The sequence below is a fragment of the Rhizobium sp. G187 genome (assembly GCF_051549525.1).
GTDB lineage: Bacteria > Pseudomonadota > Alphaproteobacteria > Rhizobiales > Rhizobiaceae > Allorhizobium.
Map to the genome: position 1 here is coordinate 528,864 of NZ_JBPUGM010000002.1, position 24,590 is coordinate 553,453.

27 protein-coding genes and 1 pseudogene are annotated in these 24,590 nt (G+C 63.1%); 16 read left to right on the forward strand and 12 right to left on the reverse strand.

Annotation, left to right across the window (positions count from 1 at the left end; genetic code table 11):
* Window positions 1–33: 33 nt before the first annotated feature.
* On the reverse strand, window positions 34–339 hold the full coding sequence (locus tag ACSV9I_RS07340; protein WP_438328136.1) for a hypothetical protein: 306 nt from the start codon (window positions 337–339) through the stop codon (window positions 34–36).
* A gap of 187 nt (window positions 340–526) precedes the next feature.
* On the opposite strand from ACSV9I_RS07340, the gene ACSV9I_RS07345 reads away from it, so the two are divergent.
* Together ACSV9I_RS07345 and ACSV9I_RS07350 are read left to right on the forward strand one after the other, a co-directional pair.
* Window positions 527–898, forward strand: coding sequence for a hypothetical protein (locus ACSV9I_RS07345; RefSeq protein WP_054156722.1), 372 nt, complete (start codon window positions 527–529; stop codon window positions 896–898).
* 174 nt (window positions 899–1,072) lie between these two features.
* The gene (locus ACSV9I_RS07350; RefSeq protein WP_438328137.1) at window positions 1,073–2,098 is read left to right on the forward strand and encodes a hydroxyacid dehydrogenase; all 1,026 of its coding nucleotides are present in this window, start codon (window positions 1,073–1,075) and stop codon (window positions 2,096–2,098) included.
* Window positions 2,099–3,488: 1,390 nt separating this feature from the next.
* Here the strand turns inward: ACSV9I_RS07350 and ACSV9I_RS07355 are convergent.
* Window positions 3,489–4,223, reverse strand: coding sequence for a DUF3750 domain-containing protein (locus tag ACSV9I_RS07355; RefSeq protein WP_438328138.1), 735 nt, complete (start codon window positions 4,221–4,223; stop codon window positions 3,489–3,491).
* 70 nt (window positions 4,224–4,293) lie between these two features.
* Here ACSV9I_RS07355 and ACSV9I_RS07360 point away from each other — a divergent pair, with 70 nt between their 5' ends.
* From ACSV9I_RS07360 to ACSV9I_RS07370, 3 genes and pseudogenes are all read left to right on the forward strand, one after another.
* A complete protein-coding gene (locus ACSV9I_RS07360) occupies window positions 4,294–5,301 on the forward strand; it encodes an asparaginase (protein WP_438328139.1) in 1,008 nt (335 codons plus the stop codon).
* Between the two features lie 68 nt (window positions 5,302–5,369).
* A complete protein-coding gene (locus ACSV9I_RS07365; protein WP_438328140.1) occupies window positions 5,370–6,878 on the forward strand; it encodes a lipopolysaccharide biosynthesis protein in 1,509 nt (502 codons plus the stop codon).
* Window positions 6,879–6,961: 83 nt separating this feature from the next.
* Window positions 6,962–7,153, forward strand: a pseudogene (locus ACSV9I_RS07370) (DUF4160 domain-containing protein); the annotation flags it as partial.
* A 169-nt stretch (window positions 7,154–7,322) separates the two neighbouring features.
* On the opposite strand, the gene ACSV9I_RS07375 reads toward ACSV9I_RS07370, so the two are convergent.
* Entirely contained in the window at window positions 7,323–7,982 is a 660-nt protein-coding gene (locus ACSV9I_RS07375) for a glutathione S-transferase family protein (RefSeq protein WP_438328141.1), read from the reverse strand.
* Between the two features lie 300 nt (window positions 7,983–8,282).
* Between ACSV9I_RS07375 and ACSV9I_RS07380 the strand changes: the two genes are divergently transcribed.
* On the forward strand, window positions 8,283–8,834 hold the full coding sequence (locus tag ACSV9I_RS07380) for a DUF2087 domain-containing protein (protein ID WP_438328142.1): 552 nt from the start codon (window positions 8,283–8,285) through the stop codon (window positions 8,832–8,834).
* A gap of 33 nt (window positions 8,835–8,867) precedes the next feature.
* Here ACSV9I_RS07380 and ACSV9I_RS07385 read toward each other — a convergent pair whose 3' ends face one another.
* Complete coding sequence (locus tag ACSV9I_RS07385; RefSeq protein ID WP_438328143.1) at window positions 8,868–10,703, reverse strand: putative bifunctional diguanylate cyclase/phosphodiesterase; 1,836 nt, start codon at window positions 10,701–10,703, stop codon at window positions 8,868–8,870.
* 260 nt (window positions 10,704–10,963) lie between these two features.
* Here ACSV9I_RS07385 and ACSV9I_RS07390 point away from each other — a divergent pair, with 260 nt between their 5' ends.
* Window positions 10,964–11,167 carry a hypothetical protein gene (locus ACSV9I_RS07390; protein ID WP_438328144.1) on the forward strand — a complete coding sequence of 68 codons (204 nt, stop codon included), beginning with the start codon at window positions 10,964–10,966 and terminating at the stop codon, window positions 11,165–11,167.
* 179 nt (window positions 11,168–11,346) lie between these two features.
* On the opposite strand, the gene ACSV9I_RS07395 is transcribed toward ACSV9I_RS07390, so the two are convergent.
* Window positions 11,347–11,913 carry a MarR family winged helix-turn-helix transcriptional regulator gene (locus tag ACSV9I_RS07395; protein WP_438328145.1) on the reverse strand — a complete coding sequence of 189 codons (567 nt, stop codon included), beginning with the start codon at window positions 11,911–11,913 and terminating at the stop codon, window positions 11,347–11,349.
* A 120-nt stretch (window positions 11,914–12,033) separates the two neighbouring features.
* Between ACSV9I_RS07395 and ACSV9I_RS07400 the strand changes: the two genes are divergently transcribed.
* Window positions 12,034–13,635 (forward strand): MDR family MFS transporter, encoded by a 1,602-nt coding sequence (locus tag ACSV9I_RS07400; RefSeq protein ID WP_438328146.1) that lies wholly within the window; start codon window positions 12,034–12,036, stop codon window positions 13,633–13,635.
* On the opposite strand, the gene ACSV9I_RS07405 is transcribed toward ACSV9I_RS07400, so the two are convergent.
* Entirely contained in the window at window positions 13,610–14,977 is a 1,368-nt protein-coding gene (locus ACSV9I_RS07405; protein ID WP_438328147.1) for a sensor histidine kinase, read from the reverse strand. The genes ACSV9I_RS07400 and ACSV9I_RS07405 overlap by 26 nt on opposite strands.
* Window positions 14,953–15,660: a response regulator gene (locus tag ACSV9I_RS07410; RefSeq protein ID WP_438328148.1), complete on the reverse strand. Its 708-nt coding sequence runs from the start codon at window positions 15,658–15,660 to the stop codon at window positions 14,953–14,955. Before ACSV9I_RS07410 ends, ACSV9I_RS07405 begins: the two co-directional genes overlap by 25 nt.
* Before the next feature lie 196 nt (window positions 15,661–15,856).
* Between ACSV9I_RS07410 and ACSV9I_RS07415 the strand changes: the two genes are divergently transcribed.
* The 4 genes from ACSV9I_RS07415 (at window position 15,857) to ACSV9I_RS07430 (ending at window position 18,278) form a co-directional block, all read left to right on the forward strand.
* The gene (locus ACSV9I_RS07415; protein ID WP_082352390.1) at window positions 15,857–16,159 is read left to right on the forward strand and encodes a hypothetical protein; all 303 of its coding nucleotides are present in this window, start codon (window positions 15,857–15,859) and stop codon (window positions 16,157–16,159) included.
* A 64-nt stretch (window positions 16,160–16,223) separates the two neighbouring features.
* The gene (locus ACSV9I_RS07420) at window positions 16,224–16,505 is read left to right on the forward strand and encodes a cysteine rich repeat-containing protein (RefSeq protein ID WP_438328149.1); all 282 of its coding nucleotides are present in this window, start codon (window positions 16,224–16,226) and stop codon (window positions 16,503–16,505) included.
* A 199-nt stretch (window positions 16,506–16,704) separates the two neighbouring features.
* A complete protein-coding gene (locus tag ACSV9I_RS07425; RefSeq protein WP_438328539.1) occupies window positions 16,705–17,400 on the forward strand; it encodes a L,D-transpeptidase in 696 nt (231 codons plus the stop codon).
* 161 nt (window positions 17,401–17,561) lie between these two features.
* A complete protein-coding gene (locus tag ACSV9I_RS07430; protein WP_054156736.1) occupies window positions 17,562–18,278 on the forward strand; it encodes a L,D-transpeptidase in 717 nt (238 codons plus the stop codon).
* 101 nt (window positions 18,279–18,379) lie between these two features.
* Here ACSV9I_RS07430 and ACSV9I_RS07435 read toward each other — a convergent pair whose 3' ends face one another.
* A complete protein-coding gene (locus ACSV9I_RS07435; protein WP_438328150.1) occupies window positions 18,380–18,784 on the reverse strand; it encodes a host attachment family protein in 405 nt (134 codons plus the stop codon).
* A gap of 159 nt (window positions 18,785–18,943) precedes the next feature.
* Window positions 18,944–19,831 carry a LysR family transcriptional regulator gene (locus ACSV9I_RS07440; RefSeq protein WP_438328152.1) on the reverse strand — a complete coding sequence of 296 codons (888 nt, stop codon included), beginning with the start codon at window positions 19,829–19,831 and terminating at the stop codon, window positions 18,944–18,946.
* A 110-nt stretch (window positions 19,832–19,941) separates the two neighbouring features.
* Here ACSV9I_RS07440 and ACSV9I_RS07445 point away from each other — a divergent pair, with 110 nt between their 5' ends.
* Both ACSV9I_RS07445 and ACSV9I_RS07450 read left to right on the forward strand, forming a co-directional pair.
* Window positions 19,942–20,955 carry a sodium-dependent bicarbonate transport family permease gene (locus ACSV9I_RS07445; RefSeq protein ID WP_054156739.1) on the forward strand — a complete coding sequence of 338 codons (1,014 nt, stop codon included), beginning with the start codon at window positions 19,942–19,944 and terminating at the stop codon, window positions 20,953–20,955.
* A 91-nt stretch (window positions 20,956–21,046) separates the two neighbouring features.
* Window positions 21,047–21,727 carry a permease gene (locus tag ACSV9I_RS07450; protein ID WP_438328153.1) on the forward strand — a complete coding sequence of 227 codons (681 nt, stop codon included), beginning with the start codon at window positions 21,047–21,049 and terminating at the stop codon, window positions 21,725–21,727.
* A 7-nt stretch (window positions 21,728–21,734) separates the two neighbouring features.
* Here the strand turns inward: ACSV9I_RS07450 and ACSV9I_RS07455 are convergent, their stop codons facing one another.
* Window positions 21,735–22,118 carry a hypothetical protein gene (locus ACSV9I_RS07455; protein ID WP_438328155.1) on the reverse strand — a complete coding sequence of 128 codons (384 nt, stop codon included), beginning with the start codon at window positions 22,116–22,118 and terminating at the stop codon, window positions 21,735–21,737.
* A gap of 20 nt (window positions 22,119–22,138) precedes the next feature.
* Window positions 22,139–23,002 carry a class A beta-lactamase gene (gene bla / locus ACSV9I_RS07460; RefSeq protein WP_438328156.1) on the reverse strand — a complete coding sequence of 288 codons (864 nt, stop codon included), beginning with the start codon at window positions 23,000–23,002 and terminating at the stop codon, window positions 22,139–22,141.
* A gap of 190 nt (window positions 23,003–23,192) precedes the next feature.
* On the opposite strand from bla, the gene ACSV9I_RS07465 reads away from it, so the two are divergent.
* A complete protein-coding gene (locus ACSV9I_RS07465) occupies window positions 23,193–23,474 on the forward strand; it encodes a hypothetical protein (RefSeq protein WP_438328157.1) in 282 nt (93 codons plus the stop codon).
* A 46-nt stretch (window positions 23,475–23,520) separates the two neighbouring features.
* On the opposite strand, the gene ACSV9I_RS07470 is transcribed toward ACSV9I_RS07465, so the two are convergent.
* Window positions 23,521–23,976, reverse strand: coding sequence for a MarR family winged helix-turn-helix transcriptional regulator (locus tag ACSV9I_RS07470; protein WP_054156821.1), 456 nt, complete (start codon window positions 23,974–23,976; stop codon window positions 23,521–23,523).
* A 144-nt stretch (window positions 23,977–24,120) separates the two neighbouring features.
* Between ACSV9I_RS07470 and ACSV9I_RS07475 the strand changes: the two genes are divergently transcribed.
* Window positions 24,121–24,543, forward strand: coding sequence for an organic hydroperoxide resistance protein (locus ACSV9I_RS07475; RefSeq protein WP_054156743.1), 423 nt, complete (start codon window positions 24,121–24,123; stop codon window positions 24,541–24,543).
* The last annotated feature ends 47 nt before the right edge of the window (window positions 24,544–24,590 follow it).

The following is a 24,590-nucleotide window of genomic DNA, read 5'->3' on the forward strand; positions in this document are numbered from 1 at the left end:
CGGGGCAAGGACCGAATTTAGGCTTTTCGCCCCTTAAATCCCCGAGCCATCCAGCTCCTGCTCATCCTCGCCCTCCCAGGCGGGCGGGCGGACCATTGCGTCCATATTGACGCTGGGCAGGGGCATCCAGCATTTGAGCTCCGGCTCGGCATATTCGACAATCAGGCCGGGCACGGAATCTGACGAGCGCCAGGCTTCGCGGCCGAAGCGGTCGCCATTCGACCAATAGACGAGATCGACAGCGCCCGGTCCCTGTTCGGAGGCGCGGATGGTCACGAGAATGCGGCTGCCGTCTCGCGGTGCCGTTCGCATGTTTCGCCAGCGGTTTGCCTCTTCCATCGTGTCCTCCTCCAATCCTCGGCGCAAGTGTTGCCGCGCAGCCGTCTGGGGTCAACTCGTATTGCTGGAAATGCGTTCCCAGCGGAGCGGACGCATGCGTGGAAACGGTGGAACTGCCATTTGCGTCGCGGCCAAGGTCACGCTACCTTCATAAACGGTTGAGGAACCGAACAAGGGAGGAATATCCATGAGGCGTGCATGGCCGGAAGAACTGAAAACGATCTTCGATAATGCCGAGGAGGTCCTGCTGGATATTCCAGAATCCGAGCGCGAAGGCGCCGGATCCGCAGCCAAGACCAAGCGGGCCGCCCTGCGAATCCGCCTGACGGAGGAGGACTATCAGCGTATCTGGCCGCTCGCGGAAAAGCGCTACCGGCTGGATGGTAAATATGCCGGCAAGGCGGTCACCCTCGTTGTCAACAATCCGCATTACCACGCCTGGCACCCGGCCGATGGCGGCACGGAAGAGGCCAAGGCCGATAGCGGCGTCACCTACAAGATCAAATATATCATCGCCCACCTGCTGCTCGACGACGTCCGCGAGGAGGCGGTCGCCTGAGAGCACAGTCCAGCAAAGCTGCGGGAGCGGATTGCGCCCGGACAGTCAAAAACACCAAACAGAGAACGAGACAGCACCGATGCTGAAGCCGGTCCTCGCCTGAGGATCGGCTTTCCGCCCGGGGTGGAAGACATGCCGTGATCCACGGCCTCTGGCTGTCTCAAGGGAGAAAAAATGAGCCGCAATATCATTCTGGTCGATCCGCTGCCGAGGACCCTGGAGCTGATCATGGAGCCCTCCGTCAGGGCGCGGCTGGAGGCGCTGGGCGAGGTGATCGTCTCGGAAGATCGCCAGATGCCGGACGAAGAGGTCGAGCGCTATCTTCCCGAGACGGTGCTGATCTTCGGCCAGACCGATATGCCGAAGGAGCGTCTGGATCGGGCGCCGAAGCTGAAGGCGATCATCAATGTCGAATCGAATTTCCTGCCCAATATCGACTATCAGGCCTGTGTCGAGCGCGGTATCTGGGTGATCACGCCGGCCTCGGCCTTCGCCTCGCCGGTGGCCGAAGCGGCGCTCGCCATGGCGCTCGATCTGGCGCGTGGCATCACGGCGGCAGACCGCGATTTTCGCCAGGGTATCGAGCGCTATGGCCTGGAAGGCAATGCCAACACCTTCCGCTTTGCCGGCGCCCCGGTCGGCCTGATCGGCTTTGGCGATCTTGGCCAGGAGTTTCGCGAACTCATCCGCCCCTTCAAGAACACGGTCCGCGTTTTCGATCCCTGGCTTCCGAAGGAAATCGTCGAGCGCCAGGATTGTCAGCCCGCCACGCTTGAAGAGGTCTTGCGTGAAAGCCAGGTGGTCTTCGTCTTTGCCAGCGTCACCAGCGAGAACCAGGGTTTTATCGGCAAGCGCGAATTCGCCATGATGAAACAGGGAGCGGCCTTCCTGCTGATGAGCCGCGCCGCCGTCGTCGATTTCCCGGCCATGATCGAGGCTGCCCAGTCCGGCCATATCAAGGTCGCAACCGATGTGTTTCCGGAAGAACCCGTCGCCGCAGACGATCCTGTCCGCAATGCCACCGGCATTCTCCTCTCGGCGCACCGCACTGGCGGCACGCGCGACGCCTTTTATGCGCTTGGCTCCATGGCCGTTGCCGATGCCGAACTGATCATGAAGGGCCTGCCCCCACGCCTCTGCCGCCGTGCCGACCCGGCAACGGCGAGGATGCTGCGGTCAAAGCCGGTGTCGGTGTCGTGAGGGGGCAGATGCTGGCTCCGTGCGCCAGATGTAGAGCCACGAACCGGCGGTGAGGGCCACGGAGACAACAAATGTGGCTTAGGCTGAGTGACGGAAAGCAGCGCGGTCAACTACGGCAGATGACCGAGCGCTGAGATCAAAGCGGCGGTCAAAGCGTGCCGATATGCAGGCTAAACTTTTAATTTTGCCTCCGCAGATTTTTCAATCACGGTCAGATGTCTATGGCAGACAAGAGATCCCATAGTTCTAAAAGCCAAACCCCAATCCCGTGGGCGATTCCAATTGGATAGAATATCGCGCCGACAACAAAAAATCCTGGAAGATTGTCAGAGTAGCAAACATAGATGTGATTAATCCATCCGCATAGGAATGTTAATTGCAGAAATAAACCACACACGTTTGTTATGGATATTGTTGATTTGTATTTCATGGATTGAATGAATGTTTCATTAGTGTGTTGAGCGGAAATCTATATTTATCTAGGATATCCTGTGGCCTCGGTTGTGTGCGACTCTCCGCGTGCAAATTGACTTTGGATCGCGTCAATTGGGAGCCGCGCGCCATCGGAACCCTTTTCACCGGCCATGGCGGATCGCGACTGTTCGTGCGGCCAAGGTTGTTTCGGCGCTATGATTGGTGATTGAGGCTTCTCTGTGAAGGGAGCAAGAGCGAGCGCGATTGCACTTGGCTCGGCCTACCTCGAATGCGCTGCGGAGTTTGCCACCGGCATCCTGATCGGCGTTGTCCGCTTCCAGCTCCCGGGAAGGCGACATCACCCGCCTCAGCGGTTATCGACCCAGAGAGGGTGGCATCCGCTCTCCCGTCCAGCCGCTCCATGCGCAAAGCAAGGGCATAGTCTTCGCCTTGGTTCAGCAAGATCGGTGGCGAGCATCTGGCGGTGATGGTCTCTGATGCAGCGCAAGGCAGCCAGCTGGACGGCAGTGTGAGGTTGATCTTGCGCACCGCCGCGAACCCGCGAGCATGCTGAGGCTGGCCTAGTTTCTCCGGTGGCCCATCAACAGGCGCGGTGGCTCCGGGCGACTTTGGGTGCTCTGCGTTCCAAATCACCAGCGCGCGAATTGTGAACGAAACTCGCTGCAACGCAACACAATTATCCGGACAAAACGTTACACAATGTGCCTTGTCGAATCCTCATGCTCGCCCTACCTTTTGATCATCGGCAACGTAACGAAAGGAAGGTGATCCAATGTCTAATGAGATTTCGGTCTGCGTAGGTGACTTTGGAAAGGGTGTGGTTTTGACGGGGCGGCCCTCGGCCTGACCCAACCTTCCTTCGGACGCCGCAAGGTGTCCGGGTCCCCATCAAGGACCAAACTCATGGGAGCCACCCTCGCGGGTGGCTCTTTTGATTCCGGGTTGGCCGTCTGGCTTAAAATCCGATCGGGCCAAAGCCCGGCACTTTGAGCGCCGGCTTTGAAAAGTCGAGCCCGGCAACAAGGCCGAGGAAATTGACCTCGAAGCCGCTGCGGGCACCGACCGAGAGGCCGGCATAGCCGCCAAGGCTCAAATGCAGATCGCGGCCGTCCTCGTCCAGCGCGTAAAAACCACCCTCCGGCAGATAGTCGCGTCCGACGGCATCCGAAGGCAGAACCGTGCCAAGCTCCGGCACTTGGCGCAGCACATGCGCCACGAACGTGTTGGAGTTCGGTCCCGGATAGATCCGGTAGCCGCCGGGCCGGGCGTAAGGGTAGCTCTTGATTGCCGCTTCGACCTTCGGGATCAGCCGCTCGGCGTCCGCCCCTTCGATTTTCAGCACCTGGCGCGGCATGTTGGAATACCACCGCCCGTCCGCCGGATAGTTGTTGAGCCGGATCGGATTGCCCCAGCCCACCTTGTCATAACGCTTGTATTCGCCGTTCCTCGCCTTGGTGACGATCCAGGCATGGCTGGCCACTGCGCCTTTCAGGCCGCCGGTCATGGCGGAGAAGACATAGATCGCAGGTTCCGGCGCGGTGCTCGCCTCTGGCAGCAGGCCGGTCGAGCTCCAGTCGGCGTCGCGCCATCCTTTGGGATGATCCCGCGCCACCCAGAGCCCGGCCGAAACCAGCGTCGGCAGAATGAACACGGCCAGGATCACGGCCAGCAGGCGCCAGATAATTTTCAAGGTGGGGTCTCGCGAAAGGTGAGCAACTCAGGTTAGGTATGGTCGAAATCTTACATTTCTGGGGCAGGTCATGGACAATCCGATCACCGTTGAGGTTACCCGCGGTAAACTCGTCGAGAGCCGTCATCGCGGTATGGCGGTGGTCGTCGATGCCGAGGGGCAGATCCTCTATGCCGCCGGTGATGTCGATGCCGCGATCTTTCCGCGCTCGGCCTGCAAGGCCATGCAGGCCCTGCCTTTGGTCGAGAGCGGTGCTGCCGATGCCTATGGTTTCGGCAACCGGGAATTGGCATTGGCGTGCTCGTCGCATTCCGGCGAGCCGGAGCATGTCGAGACGGCGGCCGGCATGCTGAAGGCGGCCGGCCATGACCAGCGCATTCTGGAATGCGGCGCGCATTGGTCGTTTCAGCAGCCGGTTCTGATCGCCCAGGTCCGCACTTTCGAGCAGCCGACAGCGCTGCACAACAATTGCTCCGGCAAACATTCCGGCTTCATCTGCGCCTGCACCCATACGGGCGAAGACCCGCGCGGCTATGCCGGCTATGACCATCCGCTGCAGGAAGCGATCCGCGCCATCATGGCGGATCTGACCGGTGCCGTGCTGTCGCGGGATAGCTGCGGCACCGATGGCTGCTCCATCCCGACCTATGCCGTGCCACTGTCAGGCCTTGCCCGCGGTTTCGGCAAGCTGGCAACGGGCAGGGGGCTTGAGCCGATCCGCGCCGCAGCCGCCCGCCGGCTGATCGATGCCTGCATGGCCGAACCCTTTTACGTCGCCGGCACGAAGCGCTTCTGCACGAAACTCATGCAGGTGGCGCCGGGAAAGATCTTCGCCAAGACCGGTGCGGAAGGCGTGTTCTGTGCGCTGCTGCCGGAAAAGGGCCTGTCCTTTGCCGTCAAATGCGAGGATGGCTCCACCCGCGCCGCCGAAGCCATGATTGCCGCCCTTCTCGCCCGCCATTTCGAAGCCGAGAGCGAAGAGCGCCAGGCCCTGATGGCGCTTGCCAATTGCGGCATGACGAACTGGAACGGCCTTTCGGTCGGCACGGTGCGGGTCACGGACGTGCTGTTTGCCTGATTGCGTTCGGCGCAGCTTCAAGGGTCGCTTAACGACTAAGGGTCTATGATTGCCTCATTCCGGGACGAATGAGCGGATCGAGACGCGATGAACATGTCGATGACGGTGATGCCGTTCGCCCAGCAACGGCAGGGCCTGCGACCGCAGGAAAGACCATCGGCATGATTGCAACGCTGACCGACCGGCTCCGAGGCGCTGTGCGCAATCCGGATCTGCGCGGCGCGCTGGTCACAACGTCGGTGCGCCTGGTGGCGGCCGTGGTCGGTCTTGTTCTGCAGGTGACGCTTGCCCGCCTGATGGCGCTGCAAGACTATGGCATCTATGTCATCCTCTGGACCTGGGTCAGCGTCGCTGGCCAGATCGGCGTCTTCGGCTTTTATTCGAGCAGCATGCGCTTCGTGCCGCGTTATGGCCGACGCGGCCGGCCGGGCCATGTCTCCGCTTTCCTCGCCACCGGCTTTCGCGTGGTCATTCTCGGGTCGGTCCTGCTGTCGGCCCTGGCGCTTGCCGTGCTTGTCTTCGGCCGGTCCTTGATCGATCCGGCCTTCCTCCTGCCGCTCACCGTGCTCAGTCTCGGTTTCCCCATCCTGTCGCTGGAAACCTATCTCACCGGTGTCTCCCGCAGCTTCGGCTGGTATATGCTGGCCACCGTGCCGGGCTTCATCCTGCGCCCGATCATCGTTATCACCGGCTTCCTCATCGCTCGCGCCATAGGCATCACGCTTGATGCGACCGAGGTCCTGACGCTGGTCGTTCTCTGCTCGCTTGTCGTGCTCAGCCTGCAGGCCGGCATCCTGCGCCGCCGGCTCGCCAGCGGCCGAACCGCAGACCAGTCAGAAGGCCCGGCAGACGAGACCGGTTTTGCCGATCACGCCGACGCTCCGCCACCATCGCCGCTTCTGGCCGCCCTGTCCCCGGCGGCTTTGACCCGACACCGCCGCTTCTGGATCGTCTCCTCGCTGCTCCTCATGCCGGCCATGGCAGCGGACGAACTCTTCGTCTGGATCGATGTGCTGCTGCTCGGCTTCCTTGTGCCGCCGGAGCAGGCCTCGCTTTATTTCGCTGCCCAGCGCGCCCTGTCGCTTGCCGCCTTCGTGCAATATGGCTTCATGGTCGTCGCCGCCCGCGGCTTCTCGCTGTCCCATGCGACCGCGGATCGCGCCGAGCTGCAGGCGCGCATCACCGGCGCCACCAATGCCACCTTCTGGTTGACCATCCCTTCGGTGCTGTTGACGGTGATCGTCGGCTATCCGCTGCTGTCGCTGTTCGGCCCGGCCTTCCTCTCGGCCTATCCCTGCCTGCTGCTGCTGGGCCTTGCCTATATCCTGCGCGGCGCCACCGGCCAGGCCGCCGAATTGCTGATGGTGCAGGGCCGCTACCGGCTCAACTTCGTGATGGCGGCTGGCTCGATCACCGCTGCCGTCGTCTTCGTCATCCTGCTGGTCCCAGTCCTCGGCATCCTCGGCGCCGCCCTCGCCATGGCCCTCGTCCAGCTCCTGCGCCTCGTCCTCGGCACCTGGCTGATCTATCGCAAGACCGGCTACTGGGTCCTGGTCCGGCCCTTCCGGCGGGGGTGACGGGTACGCGAATTTGCCCTACCCATCATGTTGGGCCATCCTGCTGCATGATCGCGGTTTAGCGCCAGTCCGGCACACGCTTCGTCGTTTACACGGCGGATCATGAGCCTGCACATGCGCACGGCTATGGTGATGGCGAAGCCCGTATTGATATCGTCGAACTGACGGTCATCACGCAGGGCGGGCAGTCTGACCGCGATGTTCGGCGAGCCTTGACTGTCGTTGAGGAGAACCGCTCCACGCTGCTCGATATATGGAGGCGTTGTCATGGTTGAAGTTACGGACGCCGAACTGGCGGCCGCACGACAGCGCTGGGAGACCGAGCACGAAACCAGGCCGATCCCCGTTTCCGCGCGCGTCGATGTGTCCACCGAGCGGCTGATCGTCGAATTCCGCAATGGTGCCGCCTTCATGGTGCCGGTCCGGGCAATCGAGGCGCTCCCCTCACTCCACCTCCGCCAGCCGCTTGGCCCACATCGCCTTGAACGCGGGCCGGCCTTGCATGCGGGCAAGCCATTCTGCCGTTTTCGGATGCTGGTCGAGCAGTGGCTGCCAGGGCTGTGCATAGCGCACGATCTCGGCGAGATTGATGTCCGCCACGGTGAAACGGTCGCCCACGGCATAGGCATGGTCTGAGAAATGCTTCTCCAGAACGCCGAAGGGGCGGGCAAGCAGCCGGGCTGCGGCTTTTGCCTCTGCCTGTCCGGCATCGGTGGAAAGCCGGCCGCTGGAATTGGAGACGGAAATCCGCAGCGCATCGCTCTCGATCGAGGTCGCGGCAAACAGCGTCCATTGCAGCATCTGAGCGTCTTCGCTGAGATCCTGCGGCCCAAGCGGCCCGCCATACTTCTTTGCCACGTAAATCGTCTGCGCCAGCGACTCGTTGAGCACGAAGCCGTCGTCCTCGATGGTCGGGATGCTGCCCATCGGGTTGATCGCGAGGAATTCCGGCGAATGGGTGTTGAGCCGCACACCCGGCGCCTTGGGATCGTCAAGCTTGTAGGCCTGGAGAACCGGCACGAGTTCGAAAGGCAGGCCCAGCTCCTCGAGCAGCCAGAGAATGCGCGTCGCACGCGACTTGTAGACGCCGTAGATTTTCAGCATTCCCCTCTCCCCAATTGATAGATGTGCAGGCTAGCCTCCGCGAGCCTGTGCGAAAAGCCGTATCTGCGTGAAGCGGCCATGAAATTCCTTGATGGTCGCGCGGTTGACAGAAGGATGCGCCGGGCCCTATGCAGAAGGTCCAGGGTCTGCAGTCCACCCAGGCGTCACCGCCCCAGAAGGGGAGCTAAACCTGCCATTTTCTTGTCGACGAAGCTCGTTTTCCCGTGCCCCGTCGGAAGTCGGTGACCACCGGCCTTGCTGGCTGCCATGCGCACCAGGGCACATCAGGAGAAAATGATGATGTCGAGAACACTCCACGCCTATCAAGCGCCCGATCTGTCGGCGCTGGCCCGCACCCTGAAACGCGAGCTTGAGGCCCGGCCCGAACGGCCCGGCCATGTCGAGCTTTTGAACATGCTGACAAAGGCCGTCGGCTACCGCAACTACCAGCACTTCAAGGCGAGCCGGGCTGCCGAAGACCGGTTGTCGCATCCGCAGGTGGCCGAGCCGGCGCCCGTGGTCGATTTCCGCCGGGTGGAACTCACCGCCCGCTGCTTTGCCGGCACAGACGTGCTGGTCCGCTGGCCGGGCAAACTCAACCAGCAGCAATTGGCAATCTGGGTCATGTGGTCTTTCCTGCCTGCTGGTAAAGACATGCCGGAAAAGGCGGTGAACGAGATACTCGCCCGCCATAACGGCTTCGGCGATCACGTTCTCCTGCGCCGGGAGCTGGTAAATATGGGGTTGGTCACCCGCACCGTGGATTGCCGGGTCTACCGACGGGTCGAGCGCAAGCCGCCGCCGGATGCGCGGGAACTGATCCGCGTCGTCAAGGCCGCAAGCAGCCGCTGATTGTGCCCGGCCGGGAGCATTCCCGGCCAGGCCTCAGCCGTAGCAGCGACGCCCGAAACGGCTTTCGACGAAATCCTTCCAGCCGGGATGATAGCCGCCGCCTTCGCGCAGAAGCTGGAGTGCCCTGTCGCGGTGCAGTGGTCGGGAGAAGAAGTAACCCTGGCCTCCCTTGCAATCGAGCCCAAGCAGATGTTCGGCCTGCTGTTCTTCTTCAATGCCCTCGGCGATGACCCACATGCCGAGGCCTTCGGCAATGTCGAGCAGACCTTGCGTGATGACGCTGCCGCCACCGGCATCGAACAGACGTTGGACAAAGCGGCGATCGATCTTGAGAATATCGACCGGCACCGTCAACAGATGCGTCAGCGATGCGAAACCGGTGCCGAAGTCGTCGAGCGCCACCTTGATGCCGAGATTGCGCAGGCGGCGGATTTCATCCGCGACAACCCCGTCCTTTTGCGTCAGGTAGACGGATTCGGTTACCTCGGCGACGATCATGGACGGCGCCATGCCATTGTCTTTGCAGGCGGAGGCGATCCGTTCCGTCAGCCTCCCGCGATGGAAGTCCGCGGCAGTCAGGTTGAAGCCGATCCGGGAAAATGCGAGCCCCTCGCGCGCCCATTGTCCACCATCGCGCGTGATCCGCTCAAGCATCCGGTTGGTGATTTCAATTCCGACATGCGCATCTTTCATCGCCTCATAGAATTGTGCGGCCTCGATCAGGCGACCGTCCGGAGCCGTCATTCGACAGAGCGATTCAAAACCCAGAATGCGGCCGGTGGAGAGTTCGACCACCGGCTGGTAATGCGCATCGATCCGATCGTCACGTAGTGCCTGGTCGACCTCGCGCACGGCGCGGAAACGCTCGAAGATGGCGCTTCCAAGGCCTGGGACATATTCAACGAACTGGCCGCGCGCGCTCTCCTTGGCGTGGTAAAGGGCGTAATCCGCATTCTGGCGCACCTGGTCCGGGGTGAGCTCCCGATCGGCCCGCGCCCCGCCAAGCGTGGCCTTGGGATAGATCAGGTGTCCCGAGCAATCGGCCGGGCTTTTGATCGCAGCGATCAGATCTTCGGCCAGCCGATCAAGATCGGTTTCGGCAAGACTGGGCACGATGATGGCGAATTCGTCGCCGCCGAGGCGGAACGCCATGCCGGGATCGCAGCGTTCAGCGATGCGCAGCCCGGCGGTACGGATGAGGTCGTCGCCTGCCGCGTGACCGAAGGTATCGTTGACCATTTTCAGATTGTCGAGGTCGAGCAGCACCAGCGCCCAGTTCTGCTCGCGCCGGGCAATTTCGGTGATCGTCTCGTTGAACCGGCTGCGGTTGGGCAATCCGGTCAGGCCATCCGTCTCGGCAAGCTTGCGCCGTTCCGCCAGACGCTGGTCGCGCTCGATGGCGATGGCGCAGAGATGCACGCTGGCAGCAACCAGATTGTGCTCAACGGCCGAGGGGCCGCGCGTGTTGCGATAGTAGAAGCCGAAGGTGCCGAGCACCTTGCCGGAGCCGATGATCGGCGTCGACCAGCAGGCCTTGAGCCCGAGCGGCAGGACGAGACCCTTGTACGGCGCCCAGAATGCATGTGTTGCAATATCCGTGACAATCACGGGCGCGCCATTGTAGGCGGCTGTGCCGCAGGAGCCCACCCCGTGGCCGATCTGGATTCCATCAATCGCCTGAGCATATTCGAGCGGCAGGGACGGACCCGACAGATGGCGAAGGCGCTTCTCGTCATCAAGGAGCAGAACCGAGCAGACAATGTCGTCGGCCATGTCCTCGACGGCACGGCAGAGAAAATCGACGACCTCTGCCAGGGGCTGGCCCTTGGCGATCATTTCCAGGATTTTGTTCTGCAGCGTCAGCAGCATGGTGGGTATTCTGCGTTGTTGCGTAACTCAGTGAACCACCACTCGTATGAATTATCGGTTACGAATATCCGAAAAAACGAATGTTGATTGGCGGTCACATAGGCGCGGCGTCGCACCTTTCCAGTGGCTGCCCGTTTTTGTCAGCTCCTGGTGCATCTGAAATTTCGCCTCGACGGAGGCCGGTTTGCGCCAGATCAAGGAACGCGCCGTCTCCTTGGCTACTGTGATCATCAACTAAAGCGAAGTTGGGAGACACGATCATGCTGCGCCTGACAGCCGTCCTCTACATTCTTGTCGCCAGTGCCCTGGCCGGTGCGGCGGTCATCACGGTTCTGACGCTTGATCTGCGCGAGGCCTGGCAGATCGGCAGCGCCTTTGGTGCGGGCCTTGTCGTCGCGATCCCGGTGGCGGCTCTGCTGGGACGCAGGATCTACAACGAACTCAACGGACCGAAAGTGGTCTGAAGCCAAGCTTCGGCGCGGGACAAATCCATTCTCTCGGTCTCGGCGGAGGAGGAGGGAGCTGAAGATGTTCCGTGACGACCGGCCGGCATTTTCTCGGGGGAGGGAGTGCCGGCCGGGTCTTATTCCCAACCTCGCCAGTCAACCAAAAAGGGATTGGCCAGGGCCGCAGGCGCCCCGCTTTAGCGGGTCTCGTCCTCTTCAAAGCGGACGAATTTGGCTTCCAGCCCTTCGGTGAAGCGCATGTAGAGCCGTGCGAAGGTCTCGATTTCCTCTTCGCTCCATCCGGCGGTCGCTTCGGTGATCGTTTCCCGCTTGATCGCCTCGATCTGCTCCATCACGTCACGCCCCGCAGCGGTGACCCGCAACAGGCTGCGTCGCCCATCCTGCTGAGAAGCTGCCCGTTCCAGAAGCCCCTGCCGGACCAGATCGGCCACGATCCGGCTGCCGCGCGAGGGGTCGATCCGCATCTGCTCGGCAATCAACCCGACGGTCGCTTCCTCCTGGCTGCCGATCCGCTTGATGACGCCGATGGCATCGATGTCGGAGAGTTCAAGCCCCGTGCCCATGCGCTTCAGCGCCATGCGGCCTATGAACCGCCGGCCGATCAAAAGCCGCATGCGCGTCATCGCCTGGCCCACTGCGGCAAGGGCGATGCCGCCGCCTGCTGGCGGTGACATGGGTTTCGGTGTCTCGCCTTTGGCCTGCGAGGACGCCTGCGGCGTTGGGTGCTTGGACATGGTCTGCATGGGCGCATCTTAGCAAAACAGGCGCGTGGAGCAAGGGGAATGTATGCTGTCAGCAAATGTGTGCTATTGACATATAAATGTAAGGGGCACATTTTGGCGGCACACAGGAGCCCCCGATCCATGAGCAAGCCCCACAGCGCCGCGCCAGCCGGCCCCGAACCCCGTTTTGAGCCCCATCCCGGAGCTATCGCCGCAAAGCCCGTGGAGCCGGCCCCGCTGGTCACCGATCCGAGGCTGCGCCTTTTCGTCTATCTTCTGCTGATGTCGGCCATGTTCATGGCGACGCTGGACAACCAGATCGTCTCGACGGCGCTGCCGACCATTGTCGGGGAGTTCGGCAAGCTTGAACTCTTCGGCTGGGTCGGTTCGGCCTATCTGCTGACCACCAGCACGGTCATGCCGCTTTACGGCAAGCTTGGTGATCTCTTCGGCCGCAAATATGTGATCATGGCGGCGATTGCGATCTTCACCGTGGGCTCCCTTATCTGCGGCCTGGCTGTTTCCATGGAAACCCTGATTGCAGCCCGCGTGCTGCAGGCGCTCGGCGGCGGTGGCATCATGGTCTCGATCTTCTCGATCAATGCCGATCTCTTCGCCCCGCGCGAACGCGCCCGCTACCAGAGCTATTCGAGCCTGGTGCTGATGGCCTCCGGCGCGCTTGGTCCGGTGCTGGGCGGCACTTTGTCGGATCTCTTCGGCTGGCGCTCGATCTTCCTCGTCAACCTGCCGATCGGCATTGCGGTCCTGCTCGGTCTTGGCCTGCTTCTGCCCTATCGCAAGCCGGATCGCCGCCCTGAGATCGATTATGCCGGCGCGCTGCTTTTGGCCGGTGCCGTTGCCTCCATCGTCTTCTGGGCCGATAGCGGCCAGATCTTCGGCTCGCTCATCGCCTGGAAAAGCCTCGGCGTCGTCGCCTTTGGCATCCTCTGCGCTGTCGGCTGGGTGCTGGTCGAACGCCGCGCACCCGAACCCGTCGTGCCGCTGTCGCTCTTTGCCAAGCCGACCATCAGCCTGCTTCTGATCATCTCCATCGTCTCGGGCGCCATCGGCATCGGTTCGGTCAATTACATCGCGCTCTTCCTGCAAACCACGACCGGCCTGTCGCCTTCCATGGCCGGCCTGCTCTTCATCGCCACGACAGGCGGCATCGCCATCGGCTCCATTGCCGCCGGCCGGGTCATTGCAAAGACCGGTTACTACAAGCCCTTCTCCATCGCCTCCACGGCACTTGGCGTCACAAGCCTCGGCATCTTCTCCTTCCTGCATGCCGGAACGCCGCTCGTCGTCCTTGCGCTCGTCATGCTGCTGCAGGGCTTCGGCATCGGCATTGGGCAGCAGGTCCCGGTCATCGGCGTGCAGAATGCGGCCGCCAAGCGCGACGTCGGGGCCGCCACCGGCACGGTGACGCTGACCCGCATGGGCGGTGCGGCGATTGCGATCTCCATCTACGGCGCCATCGTCTCCTCAGGCCTCGCCCATGTCTCGATTGCCCTGCCGGACGGCGTGGATTTCCGCGAGCTGACCCCGCAGATCCTCGCCGCGCTGCCAGAGGCGTCGCAGGCCCTTGTCGCACAAGCCTATTCGGATGCTTTCGTGCCGCTGTTCATGACAGCATCGGGCTTCATGTTGATCGGCCTCATCGCAGCACTCTTCCTGCCCAATATCCGCCTGCCGCGGGCCGAGGAACGTCCGGCCCTCAAGGCTGAAACACGGGCAGAGTAACAAGGATCTCGGCGCCGCCACCGTCGGCGGCGGCGATCTCCACCTCGCCGTCATGCGCCTCGACCAGGGCCTTGACGATGGAAAGCCCGAGCCCCGCGCCGCCGGTCTGGCGGGCCCGCGAGGGTTCGCCGCGGGTAAACGGCTCCAGCAGCATGAGCCGCTGGTCGGGTGCAATGCCGGGGCCGTGGTCGCGGACGGCAATCACCGCCGTCTCGCCTCGGCGCATCAGGCGCACCTCGGCGCGGTCGCCATATTTGACCGCGTTCTCGACCAGATTGGCGAGGATGCGGGCCAGCGCCAGCCGATCCGCCAGCACCGGAACCTCGGCCGCACCCGGATCGGCAAGCGTCACCGCCAGGCCGGCGCGCTGGAGGTCGGCGACATCGGTCTTCAGCCAGTCGCCAAGGTCGAGCAGCTCCCGATCCAAACTGCCATGGCCGGCGCGGGCGCTCAAAAGCGCATCGTCCAGCAGCCGGATCATGTCCTCGATATCCTTGATCGCCCGCTCGCGGTCGCGCTCGCCCGGGATCGCCTCGACCCTGAGCCTCAGCCGCGTGGCAAAACTGCGCACGTCGTGCTGCACGCCGGAAATCAGCGTCAACCGGCTCGCCATCAGCACCTGCAGCCGCGCCTGCATCCGCCCGAAGGCCTCGATCAGCGCCCGCACATCGGGTGTCCGGCCCTTGACCGAGGGCAGCGGGATTGGCGGGCCGGAGAGATCCATCCGGTCGGCCGCCTGGGCAAGCCGCGTCAGCGGGCGGATCTCGATCTGCACGAGGATCAGGATCAGAAGCGCAATCAGCGTGCCAAGAAAACCCGCCCCGAGCCCGACCGGCATGCCGAAGAGATTGGCGGCATAAGGCGGGCGGCTGAGCGCCACCAGCACGGTCGCCGCGTCGATCCGGATCTGAAATTCCAATGGTACGGCAACAGTCCCGACGCGCCGCGCCAGCGCCTTGCGGCGCAGCGCTGAGGCATCCGTCCGGATGCTCAAGAGCCGATCGCCGAGCGCGGCATGATAGGCCGCAAATTCCGGCCGCAGGCTAAGGTCGTCTTCCGTCGCCAAAGGCGCCAAGGTCGCCGCATCGACCAGCGAGAGCGATAGGGTCGGCGAGCCGGCGGCAGCCAGCACCGTTTCTCGCGCCGCATCCGGCGCGCCATCAAGCAGGGTCGCGAGTGCGGCAAGACGGGCGGGATCCGGCGCGGTTTCTGTCTCGGCCCGATTGCGATAAAGCGCCGAAAGAATGGTCAGCCACAACACCAGCAGCGCGCAGATGCCGATGGCCGCGATCCGTGCGGAAAGTCCGAGGCGGCCCATCACGGGGCCTGCCGGACGCTGCATGTCAGTAGATAGCCGCCATTGCGCACCGTGCTGATCAGGTTGCTGCCGGGGCTTAAGGTCTCAAGCTTGCGGCGCAGGCGCGACACCAGGATATCGACGGTCCGGTCGAGCGGATCGGCGCTGCGGCCATGGGTGTAGTCGAGGATCTGGTCTCGCGAGAGCACCCGGCGCGGGCGCTCGACGAAACAGGCGAGCAGGTCGAATTCGGCGCTGGTCAGCCCCGCCGGCTGGTCATCATGGCTGACCATGCGGGCATCGAGGTCGATCTGGAAGCGATCAAAGACGAAGCGCCGGGCAGGCGGCGTGCGGGCCGCCTCCGCCATGCCGGCCCGTCGCAGCAACGCCCGCACCCGCGCCAGCAGTTCACGCGGGCCGAAAGGCTTGCTCAGATAATCATCGGCCCCGAGTTCCAGCCCCACCACCCTGTCCATCTCGTCGCTCTTCGCCGTCAGCATCAGGATCGGCACGGTCGAGGAGGCCCGCAGCCTCCGGCAGATCGACAGCCCGTCCTCGCCCGGCATCATCAGATCGAGAATGACGAGATCCGGCAGCCCCCGGGTCAGTGCCCGGTCCATCGCGACGCCATTCTCGGCCCCGGTCACGGCATAGCCTTCGCGGGCCAGCAACGCTGATACGAGGTCGCGGATATCGGCATCATCATCGACGAGAAGAATGGACGGCATCTGGTGTGTCATGACCTTGAGGATGATCATCCAGGGGCACAAAATCAAGCAGGCTCAGGCGCTTGATACAAAATGCTACAAACCGTTCATAAGCGGGAAAAGCCCGCCGCCCATTCTTGGCCTCGACGACGCGATGATCGTCCGGATCGGCTCCGCCCCAATCCGATCCGCCCGCTTTGATCACGAGGAAATTGAGATGAGAAAGACTGCCTTTGTGCTTGCAGCCCTTGCGAGCTTCGCCATGGTCTCCGAAGCAGCCGCCTGGAGCCGCAACCGCACGGTAACCTCGCCGCGTGGCACGTCGAGCTTCAGCGCCTCGGGCGCCTGCGCATCCGGCACCTGCACCCGCAGCGCCACCCGCACCGGCCCACGTGGCAACAGTCTCTCGGCCACTGGCAGCATCACCTGCGATGCCGGCCGTCAGAACTGCTCACGCACCAAGACCTATCAGGGTTCGAATGGCGGCTCCGTCACCGTTCACGGCGAAGCGCATCGCTGATCCCTTTTTGCTCAGGGAGCCCGTCGTCAAAGGCGGGATCCCGCATCCTTGATGGAACCGACCCATGACGTTCAAATCCGCACGCCCCGCACTTCTCTTCATCCTCATCGCCTTGTCGGCGGGACTTGCCTCCGGGCTTGTCTTCGCCGCTCAAGAGCGCCCGGCGCTGACGCCGGAAACCCGCGCCAAACTCATCACGGCCGCCCGCGCCTGCCGGCCGGACATGAAGCGCCACTGCGCCAATGTCGAGCGCGGCGAAGGCCGCATCCTGCAATGCCTGAAGGCGCACCAGTCGCAGCTTGCGCCCGATTGCGTTTCGGCCATGCAGGCGCTTCGGGCGCCGTGAGCATAAGCTTCGCGCCAGCCGCGCCTGACACGGTGTCTCAAACGATGTCAGCGTGAATCGGTGCAGTATGCCTTATCAGTTGAGCTCTTCAGAAACGAAGACGCCGCGTTCCCTCGCCATCCGGCTCGCCCGGCTTGGTCTTGGCGTGGGGCTTCTCGCCTCGCTTTCGGGCTGCATCCTGATCCAGGATACGAGCCGGATGAACATCGAGGTCTTCCAGGATGAGGTGGCCCCCGTCTGGTACGATCCGGCCCGCACGCCGCCGGCCGCTGATCAGGCGGCCCCCGTCAAGCGCAGCCTCTACCAGACGCAGTTCCACCAGACCTATGGCCTTCCGGTCAGCAATCCGCTGCACAAGGTCATTTACGGCTCGATGGTCGACGAGGGCCACACGCTCTCCGCCATTCCGCTTGACCGCGTCCGTTCCGATATTCTCCGCCAGGATGTCGACTACCAGACAGCGGAAGCGCCCGGCACCATCGTGGTCGATACCAAGGCTAATTACCTCTACCTCGTCCAGAAGGGCGGCAAGGCGATCCGCTATGGCGTCGGCCTCGGCCGCGACGGTTTTGCCTGGTCGGGCAGGGGCGTCATCCATCGCAAGGCCAAGTGGCCGCACTGGACACCGTCCGACGAGATGGTCGAGCGCAATCCGTCGCTGCGCCCTGTGGCTGCCGATCGCGGCGGCCTCGTCGCCGGTCTCAACAACCCGCTCGGCGCCCGCGCGCTCTATATCTACCAGAACGGCAAGGATACGCTCTACCGCGTCCACGGCACGCCCGACTGGCAGTCCGTCGGCAAGGCCACGTCGTCCGGCTGCGTGCGCATGTTCAATCAGGACGTCATCGATCTCTTTGAACGTGTGCCCGAAATGACACCCATTGTTGTCATATAGCGACACTCGAATGCGACGCAGCCCTCTCTCTAAAACGTGAAGGGCGCGTGCGGTTGCATTAACGAGACCTTTCCTGTTTGCATCGCATCATTCGCGGAACAGAGCGCGCCTCCCACGCGTCTTAGGTTCCGCTGCTATGCTTACAGGAAACCTGAAATTCCATGTCCTCTTCGAATGTCTTGACCCGCCGCTCCCTTCTGTCATTGACGGGGCTCGGTGCCGCCAGCCTTCTGGCGAGCTGCACCACGTCCCAGCGTCCGCTGCCTCCCGGCGTGCGCCTTGAAGGTCCGGTAACCCCAATGGCCCCGTCTGAAGGTGGCCGCACCCCTGAACTCGATGCCATGTATGGCGAGGTCTATGATGGCGGCATCGTCATCCCGGCCGTGCCATACTGGAAGATCCCGCCGCGCTTCTATCGCCAGCAGGTCGTTGATCCCACAGGCGAAGCGCCCGGCACCGTTGTCGTCGATACGCCGAACCGCTTCCTCTACCTCGTCGAACCCGGCGGCACCGCCATGCGCTACGGCGTCGGCATTGGCCGTGACGGCTTTGCCTGGGGCGGCGCCGGCGTCATCCAGTGGCGTCAGAAGTGGCCGAAGTGGACCCCGCCGGACGAAATGATCGCCCGCCAGCCGGAGCTCGAAATCTACTCGTCGCGCAATGGCGGCAAGCCCGGCGGCATCGATAACCCGCTCGGCGCGCGCGCGCTCTACATCTTCCGCAATGGTGAAGACACGCTTTATCGCCTGCACGGCAATCCGGAATGGAATTCGATCGGCAAGGCCGTTTCCTCCGGCTGCGTGCGCCTGATGAACCAGGACATCATCGATCTCTACGAACGCGTGCCGACCAAGGCGCGGATCATCGTCAAGCAGTAAAGGCAACTTTGCCGGACCGCTCGGCCGTTTGACCCGATACAGAGAAAAGGCCCCGTCATCGCTGACGGGGCCTTCGTCATTTCATCCATCTGCGCTGCGCATCAGGCCGCTTCGAGCGCTTTTTCAATGTCCTGCACGCTGTGCCCGGTCAGGTCCTTGTCCAGCTCGCCGATCAGCACGGCCGACAGCGCCTTGTGATAGCCCTTGCGCATTTCACCGAGGGTGCGCGGGGCCGCCACGATGACGAGATCCTTGATCTTGCCCTCCAGCACCTGCCGGTTCAGCATGTCGGTCACGCCGCTGCTAAAGCCGTCTTCTTCCTGCTGGGCATCGTCGGGATTGGCCGCACTGCTCACATGGCGCGCGCCCGAGGTGATCTTCGAGCTGTCGATCTCTTCCGCCGGCAGCGCCTTCAGCTTGATGCTGAGCACATTGCCCTCGTTCTGGAACAGGCTCAGCTTTTCGCCATCGGCAACAGCGACGATCGTGTTCTGGGGAAGTTGCATGGAGGTCTCCTCTTAAGTGCAGCGCAGGTGCCACCGAGAGATGGGCTGCTTCTGCGTGTGGGGCCAAGGCACAACCCGCTCGCGCCCCATCGGTTCCTCCTTTTTTACCGGCCGTGCATCCTGCGGGGTGGCGCCTGGATGGCTGCGACGCGCTGCCGCTCAGACCCGCCGCTGCCCGGCTGCTGCGATCAGCTCGTCGACGACGCGGTTGGGGAATTGCCGCTCGACGGTGAGCGCGAAAAAGGTCTCGCTGATCCCGTCCAGCGGCACGATTTCCGAAAGCGTGCCCGCCTGCAATTCGTCACGCACCACAATGGCTGGCAGCGGCGCAAGCCCGATCGCCTCCCGCGCCATCAGCCTCAGCATCGCCATGTCGTCCACTTCCGCAACAATGCTCGGCGTCACCCCGATCCGTCGACACAGCGCATCGAATTCGGCGCGGATGCTGGTCTCGCCGGTCGGCAGAATCACCGGATGGGCAATCAGCGCTTCCCGCGGCGAAGATGCCTGACAGCCCAGCTGCGGTGCGGCCATCAGGCTGATCGTCTGCTCCGCCAGCCGATGCGCGACAATGCCGATCGCCTCTGGCCCGCGCGGCGGCTGGTTGCACAGCACCACGTCGAGATCGAGCCGCCGCAACCGGCCCTCAAGCTCCTCAAGGCTGCCGGAGGAGAGAACGATTTCAAGATCCGGCCGCCCGAGACAGGGCCGGAGGAACTCGATCTGGAAGTTGCGCGAAAGCGTTGCCAGCGCGCCGACCTTCAAGAGACGTCGCTGGCCCGTCCCGGCCTTCAGCGTCGCTACCAGATCCTCACCCACGGCAAAGATCGCATTGGCATGATCAAGCGTCAGCCGCCCCGCCTCGGTCAGGACCAGCTGCCGGCCAAGCCGCTCGAACAGCGGATGGCCGAGCCTCTCTTCCAATGTCTTGATCTGGGTGGACAGTGCCGATTGCGACACCGCCAGCCGGGTCGCCGCCCGCGTCAGGTTGCCCTCGCGGGCGACCTCCCAGAAATAGCGCAGATGATTGTAGTTGAGCGCAGCCATCCTTCCATTTTACAGAACGTTTTGTTACAGACAATGAATTTTTCAGAACGACCATCGGACGCTAGACCGCACTGCAGCAAAAGGCGCAACCCATCCGGCGGGGATATCCGATGGACACACTCTTCTCTCCCATGATCCTCTTCTTCGTGCTTGGCGCGCTGGCGGCCCTGATCCGCAGCGATCTCGTCATCCCCGAAGCCATCAGCAAGGCGGTGGCGCTCTATCTGATGGCGGCCATCGGCCTGAAGGGCGGTGTCCAGCTCTCTGAGTCGGGTTACAACACCGACCTCCTCTCGGCCGGGCTTGCGGGCCTGGCGCTCAGCCTGCTTTTGCCGCTGCCGGCCTTCTGGATCGCGCGCGCCGTCGGTCGACTGGACCGGCTGAATGCCGGGGCGATTGCCGCCCATTATGGCTCGGTCTCGGTCGTCACCTTCGTCACCGGCATCGAAGTCCTGAAAGTGGCGGGCCTGCCGGCGGATGGCTATATGGTGGCGGTCATGGCGCTGATGGAGGCCCCGGCGATCCTGGTCGGCCTCTGGCTTGCCAGATCCGGGTCGCTCGCCGGTGCCACGCACCACGCAGCAGAGGTAAAAATCCAGGCTCAGGGCCAGTCGCAGGGGCAGGGGGTGGCCCATGCCGGTGCCAAGGCGCCGCTCACCGAAGCCTTCACCAATGGCTCCATCGTCCTTCTGTCCGGCAGCCTGCTCATTGGCTTCCTGGTCGGAAAGCAGGGCTTCAGCCAGGTTGCGCCGCTGTTCGAAGGCGGTTTCCGTGGCATGCTCTGTCTCTTCCTGCTCGACATGGGCCTGCTCGCCACCCGCCAGCTGTTGAAGTCGCGGAGCCTCACACCGGCGCTCGTCGCTTCGGCCATCGGCATGGCGCTTCTCAATGGCACGGTCGGCGTGCTCGTCGGCACGGCACTTGGGCTCCAGCCGGGCTCTGCCGCAGCGCTCGGCATCCTCGCCGGCAGCGCCAGCTATATCGCCGCCCCCGCCGCTGTCCGTCTCGCGCTGCCGCAGGTCAATCTCGGCCTGCCGCTGACCATGGCGCTGGCCGTCACCTTCCCCTTCAATCTCCTCGTCGGTATCCCGGCCTACATGGCGCTTGCCCGGGCGCTCGGCTGATAAGACGACATCCGCTCCAAACGCCCCTCCCGCATCCGGCAGATTTCGGCTATGCCGGTTCCTGAAAGCTGGATGCGGAAGAGGTTGCGGCATGGACTTCATGAAACTCCTGAAGTCGCTGGAGGAGTTGCTTTACGAGCTGGTGTCCTGGCTCGTCTTCTATCCCGTCACCTTCTGGCGCACGCTCTCCCGGCCGCTGCAGATGATGCGCTATGCCGATATCGAACTCGGCGACAACCCGGAAGATCAGTATGAAGACACGCTGAGCCCGCCGCTCTTCCTCCTGATTACGCTGATGATCGCCCAGTCTGTTGCGGGCTTGATGCCCCTTGCGGTGAAGCCCGAGGCACTCGGCGGAGAACTGTCCTCCACCGCCAACCTCCTGATCGCCCGGGGCGTCATCTTCAGCGTCTTCCCGCTGGTCATGGCGGTCACGCTCCTTGGCAAGAAAGGCCAGCGGCTGACCCGCAACAGCCTGCGTCCGCCCTTCTTCAGCCAGTGTTATGTCGCAGCGCCCTTCGTCATGGTCGCCACGCTTGGCTTAGACATGCTGATGCTGAAAACGGACCGCTGGGATGGCGTGGGCATCGCGGCCATGGTGCTGGCCACGCTCTGGTATGGCCAGGCCCAGATCCGCTGGTTCATGCGCGATCTTGCCATCGGCCCTGTCCGCGCATCGCTCCTCGTCGTGGCGGCCCTGATCATTGCCCTGATTGCAACGCTCCTGCTGACGGTTGCCATCGGCCTTGGCCTCGGTCAGGGAAAACCCTGACGGACGCTCAGCCCTTCGGCCGGCAGCGGAACGGGCTGAAACTCGAGGCGGCCCCGGCATTCATCGTCGCAATGGTCAGCCCATTGGCGATCTCGATGTCCTTGGCCGTTTCCGGGCAGGCGTCGACATCCGACAGACAGCCGCTATCGATGTAAGCGCGGTTGTTGGCGATGAAGGCCGGTGTCACACCCTCTTCACCCATGCGTTTGAGGATCCGGTCAAGCGCTGCGGCGAACACCGCGCATTTTTCAACCTGCCATTCGGAGCGCTCTCCGATCGTGGTGCCGGCCTCCTGCGCCTTGGTCTCCATCGCCGGAAGGGACAAGGGCAGGGCGGTTGCGGCTGTCAGCAGCGCGCCAAGGCGGGCGCTCCGCGTTCGAGATATCCGCAAGATCGAACGATCACCGCGCCTCATCGGGAATAAGCCGCCACGATCGCAGCCCCCAGTTCCGCCATGGCCGCATCCCGAACCTTCAGCGGATGCTGTGTCCCGTCAAGATAGATTGCCACCACCAGCGGTGCGCGGGCGGGTGGCCGGATCACAGCCACGATCCCGCGCGTGCCATGGCCGCCCGCGCCGCCCCGGTCGGCAATGGCCCAATCCTTCGGCAGGCTGGCGCGCAACATGCCGCCCGCCACGCTATTGGCGGCCATCCATGCTTCCAGCTGCCGTGCGGCCGGTACTGCCAGCGCATCGCCAAACACAAGCTTCTCCATCGTCTCGGCCATGGCGCGCGGCGTCGTCGTATCGCGCGGATCTCCGGGTGTCGCCTGGTTGAGATCGGGTTCGAAACGGTCGAGCCGTGTCACCTCGTCGCCATTCGCCCGCAGGAAGGCGGTGAGCGCCGTCGGGCCGCCAATCGCCTCCAGCACCTTGTTGGCCGCAGTGTTGTCGCTGGTCCGGAGCGTCATGGCGCAAAAGTCCCGGGTCGTGCGCCGCGCGCCCACCAGCTTGTCCGTCACAGGCGAATAAGCCTGCAGGTCTTCCTGGGCGATCGCAGATTGCCGGTCGAGCACCGCATCGCCTCCATCAAGAGCGGCAGCACAGGCCCAAGCCTTGAAAGTGCTGGCCATGGCAAAGCGCTCGTCGGCCTTGCGAAACGTGCCGGGCCCGCCACCGGTGTCGATCACCGCCAGGCCGATCCGCAGGTTCAGCCGCGCCTCGATCTGTTCGGCCGTCTGGGCGATATCCGCCGCGGATGCTGCAGCCGGCGCGCCAAGCGCGATGAGCAAGACAGTCGAGAGGGCGGCAAGGGAGCGTTTCGCTAAAAGCATGATGTCCTCCAGATATGCCCCTGTCTGGTCCGTTGCAATCATGGCGGGAGCGAGGCCGTGGCAAAGATGCAAGGCATCGCCAACTTCCCGCTTGAATTGGCGCTTACCTCTGCACGGCCGAAAGCGGCAGGCTGGCGCTGCAAGACAACGCTCCGCCACCCCTGAGGATGAACCCGTGAAAGGAATGCAAATGGGCACGGAACTGACCTACCAGGAGCGGCTGATCCGGTTTGAGGTCGCGCAGGATACCATCGGTCTCCTGATGGCGCATTGCACGCACTGCATCCACGAGGAGCAGAAGAAAGACGCCCCGGACGCAGGAAAGATCGCCGAGTGGCAAGCCGAGTTTGACCGGCTGTTTGACGAGCAATACGAGCTCAGACCGGGCGATAACACCGAGATTGCGCGTGTGCTGGCCGATTATGGCCCGCTCGTCAGAGCGAGGTATGAAATGGCCAGCTCCGGCGATTGATCGTTCATCTCTGCACGGAGCCCAGGCATGCGATGCTCCAAGTGCATCACGGCTCGGGCAGGAATTCCAGCTGCTGCTTCAGCCGCTTCAGGCTGTCGCGCAGCACTTGCAACTCGGCCAGATCGCAGCCGGTCGACTCGCCGATTGCAGCAAAGACCTTCAGCGCCTCCGCCTTCAGAGATCGTCCCGCTTCGGTCAGCGCGATAAACACCTGCCGTTCGTCGGCGGCGTCGCGCGAACGCGTCACATAGCCGATCTGCTCCAGCCGCTTCAGCAGGGGCGAGAGCGTGCCGGAATCAAGTCCGACTTTTTCGCCCAGCACCTTGACGGGAATATTGTCCTGCTCCCACAGCGCCATCATCGCCACATATTGTGGATAGGTGAGGCCAAGTGGCGCCAGCAGCGGCTTATAGGCACGCGTGAAGGCATGCGCGGCTCCGTAGAGCGCGAAACAGAGTTGTCGGTCGAGCGTGAGCTCTTTTTCCAGGTCGAGATCATCCATCATCTCTAGGGAACCTCTCAAAGGGCCGAATTGTTTCGACTGTGGTCAAAACAGAGCCAATTTGCAATGCGCAAAAAACAATTGCGCGCAATTCAATTGTGCTCTATATAGTGACCATCGCGAACCGAACAAGGAGAAATCGTAATGGCTATCCTCTACACCGCCCATGCTCATGCCACCGGTGGCCGCTCCGGTCATGGCGCCACTGACAACGGCGTGCTCGACGTGACGTTGACCACCCCGAAGGAACTCGGCGGCGATGGCGCAACGGGCACCAATCCGGAACAGCTCTTTGCGGTCGGTTATTCCGCTTGCTTCCTTGGCGCTCTGAAGTTCGTGGCCGGCAAGGAAAAGGTGAAGATTCCGGAAGACGCCAAGGTCTTCACTGATGTCGGTATCGGCCCGCGTGAAGATGGCACCGGCTTCGGCATCGATGTGAAGATCTCCGTCGAAATCCCCGGCATGGAGCGTGAACTGGCTGAAAAGCTGGTCGCTGCCGCCCATATCGTCTGCCCCTACAGCCATGCGCTGCGCACCTCCACCGAGGTACCGGTTTCGGTTCGATAATCCCAACCATCCGATCCACCGCCTGAAGGCCGGCCTTGCGCCGGCCT

What these genes read in the sequence shown, in the direction of transcription:
- ACSV9I_RS07340 (WP_438328136.1), bottom strand. Translation starts at nt 339, where the DNA reads ATGGAAGAGGCAAACCGCTGGCGAAACATGCGAACGGCACCGCGAGAC.
- ACSV9I_RS07345 (WP_054156722.1), top strand. Translation starts at nt 527, where the DNA reads ATGAGGCGTGCATGGCCGGAAGAACTGAAAACGATCTTCGATAATGCC.
- ACSV9I_RS07350 (WP_438328137.1), top strand. Translation starts at nt 1,073, where the DNA reads ATGAGCCGCAATATCATTCTGGTCGATCCGCTGCCGAGGACCCTGGAG.
- ACSV9I_RS07360 (WP_438328139.1), top strand. Translation starts at nt 4,294, where the DNA reads ATGGACAATCCGATCACCGTTGAGGTTACCCGCGGTAAACTCGTCGAG.
- ACSV9I_RS07365 (WP_438328140.1), top strand. Translation starts at nt 5,370, where the DNA reads ATGAGCGGATCGAGACGCGATGAACATGTCGATGACGGTGATGCCGTT.
- ACSV9I_RS07375 (WP_438328141.1), bottom strand. Translation starts at nt 7,982, where the DNA reads ATGCTGAAAATCTACGGCGTCTACAAGTCGCGTGCGACGCGCATTCTC.
- ACSV9I_RS07380 (WP_438328142.1), top strand. Translation starts at nt 8,283, where the DNA reads ATGTCGAGAACACTCCACGCCTATCAAGCGCCCGATCTGTCGGCGCTG.
- ACSV9I_RS07385 (WP_438328143.1), bottom strand. Translation starts at nt 10,703, where the DNA reads ATGCTGCTGACGCTGCAGAACAAAATCCTGGAAATGATCGCCAAGGGC.
- ACSV9I_RS07390 (WP_438328144.1), top strand. Translation starts at nt 10,964, where the DNA reads ATGCTGCGCCTGACAGCCGTCCTCTACATTCTTGTCGCCAGTGCCCTG.
- ACSV9I_RS07395 (WP_438328145.1), bottom strand. Translation starts at nt 11,913, where the DNA reads ATGCAGACCATGTCCAAGCACCCAACGCCGCAGGCGTCCTCGCAGGCC.
- ACSV9I_RS07400 (WP_438328146.1), top strand. Translation starts at nt 12,034, where the DNA reads ATGAGCAAGCCCCACAGCGCCGCGCCAGCCGGCCCCGAACCCCGTTTT.
- ACSV9I_RS07405 (WP_438328147.1), bottom strand. Translation starts at nt 14,977, where the DNA reads ATGCAGCGTCCGGCAGGCCCCGTGATGGGCCGCCTCGGACTTTCCGCA.
- ACSV9I_RS07410 (WP_438328148.1), bottom strand. Translation starts at nt 15,660, where the DNA reads ATGCCGTCCATTCTTCTCGTCGATGATGATGCCGATATCCGCGACCTC.
- ACSV9I_RS07415 (WP_082352390.1), top strand. Translation starts at nt 15,857, where the DNA reads ATGAGAAAGACTGCCTTTGTGCTTGCAGCCCTTGCGAGCTTCGCCATG.
- ACSV9I_RS07420 (WP_438328149.1), top strand. Translation starts at nt 16,224, where the DNA reads ATGACGTTCAAATCCGCACGCCCCGCACTTCTCTTCATCCTCATCGCC.
- ACSV9I_RS07425 (WP_438328539.1), top strand. Translation starts at nt 16,705, where the DNA reads ATGAACATCGAGGTCTTCCAGGATGAGGTGGCCCCCGTCTGGTACGAT.
- ACSV9I_RS07430 (WP_054156736.1), top strand. Translation starts at nt 17,562, where the DNA reads ATGTCCTCTTCGAATGTCTTGACCCGCCGCTCCCTTCTGTCATTGACG.
- ACSV9I_RS07435 (WP_438328150.1), bottom strand. Translation starts at nt 18,784, where the DNA reads ATGCAACTTCCCCAGAACACGATCGTCGCTGTTGCCGATGGCGAAAAG.
- ACSV9I_RS07440 (WP_438328152.1), bottom strand. Translation starts at nt 19,831, where the DNA reads ATGGCTGCGCTCAACTACAATCATCTGCGCTATTTCTGGGAGGTCGCC.
- ACSV9I_RS07445 (WP_054156739.1), top strand. Translation starts at nt 19,942, where the DNA reads ATGGACACACTCTTCTCTCCCATGATCCTCTTCTTCGTGCTTGGCGCG.
- ACSV9I_RS07450 (WP_438328153.1), top strand. Translation starts at nt 21,047, where the DNA reads ATGGACTTCATGAAACTCCTGAAGTCGCTGGAGGAGTTGCTTTACGAG.
- bla (WP_438328156.1), bottom strand. Translation starts at nt 23,002, where the DNA reads ATGCTTTTAGCGAAACGCTCCCTTGCCGCCCTCTCGACTGTCTTGCTC.
- ACSV9I_RS07465 (WP_438328157.1), top strand. Translation starts at nt 23,193, where the DNA reads ATGGGCACGGAACTGACCTACCAGGAGCGGCTGATCCGGTTTGAGGTC.
- ACSV9I_RS07470 (WP_054156821.1), bottom strand. Translation starts at nt 23,976, where the DNA reads ATGGATGATCTCGACCTGGAAAAAGAGCTCACGCTCGACCGACAACTC.
- ACSV9I_RS07475 (WP_054156743.1), top strand. Translation starts at nt 24,121, where the DNA reads ATGGCTATCCTCTACACCGCCCATGCTCATGCCACCGGTGGCCGCTCC.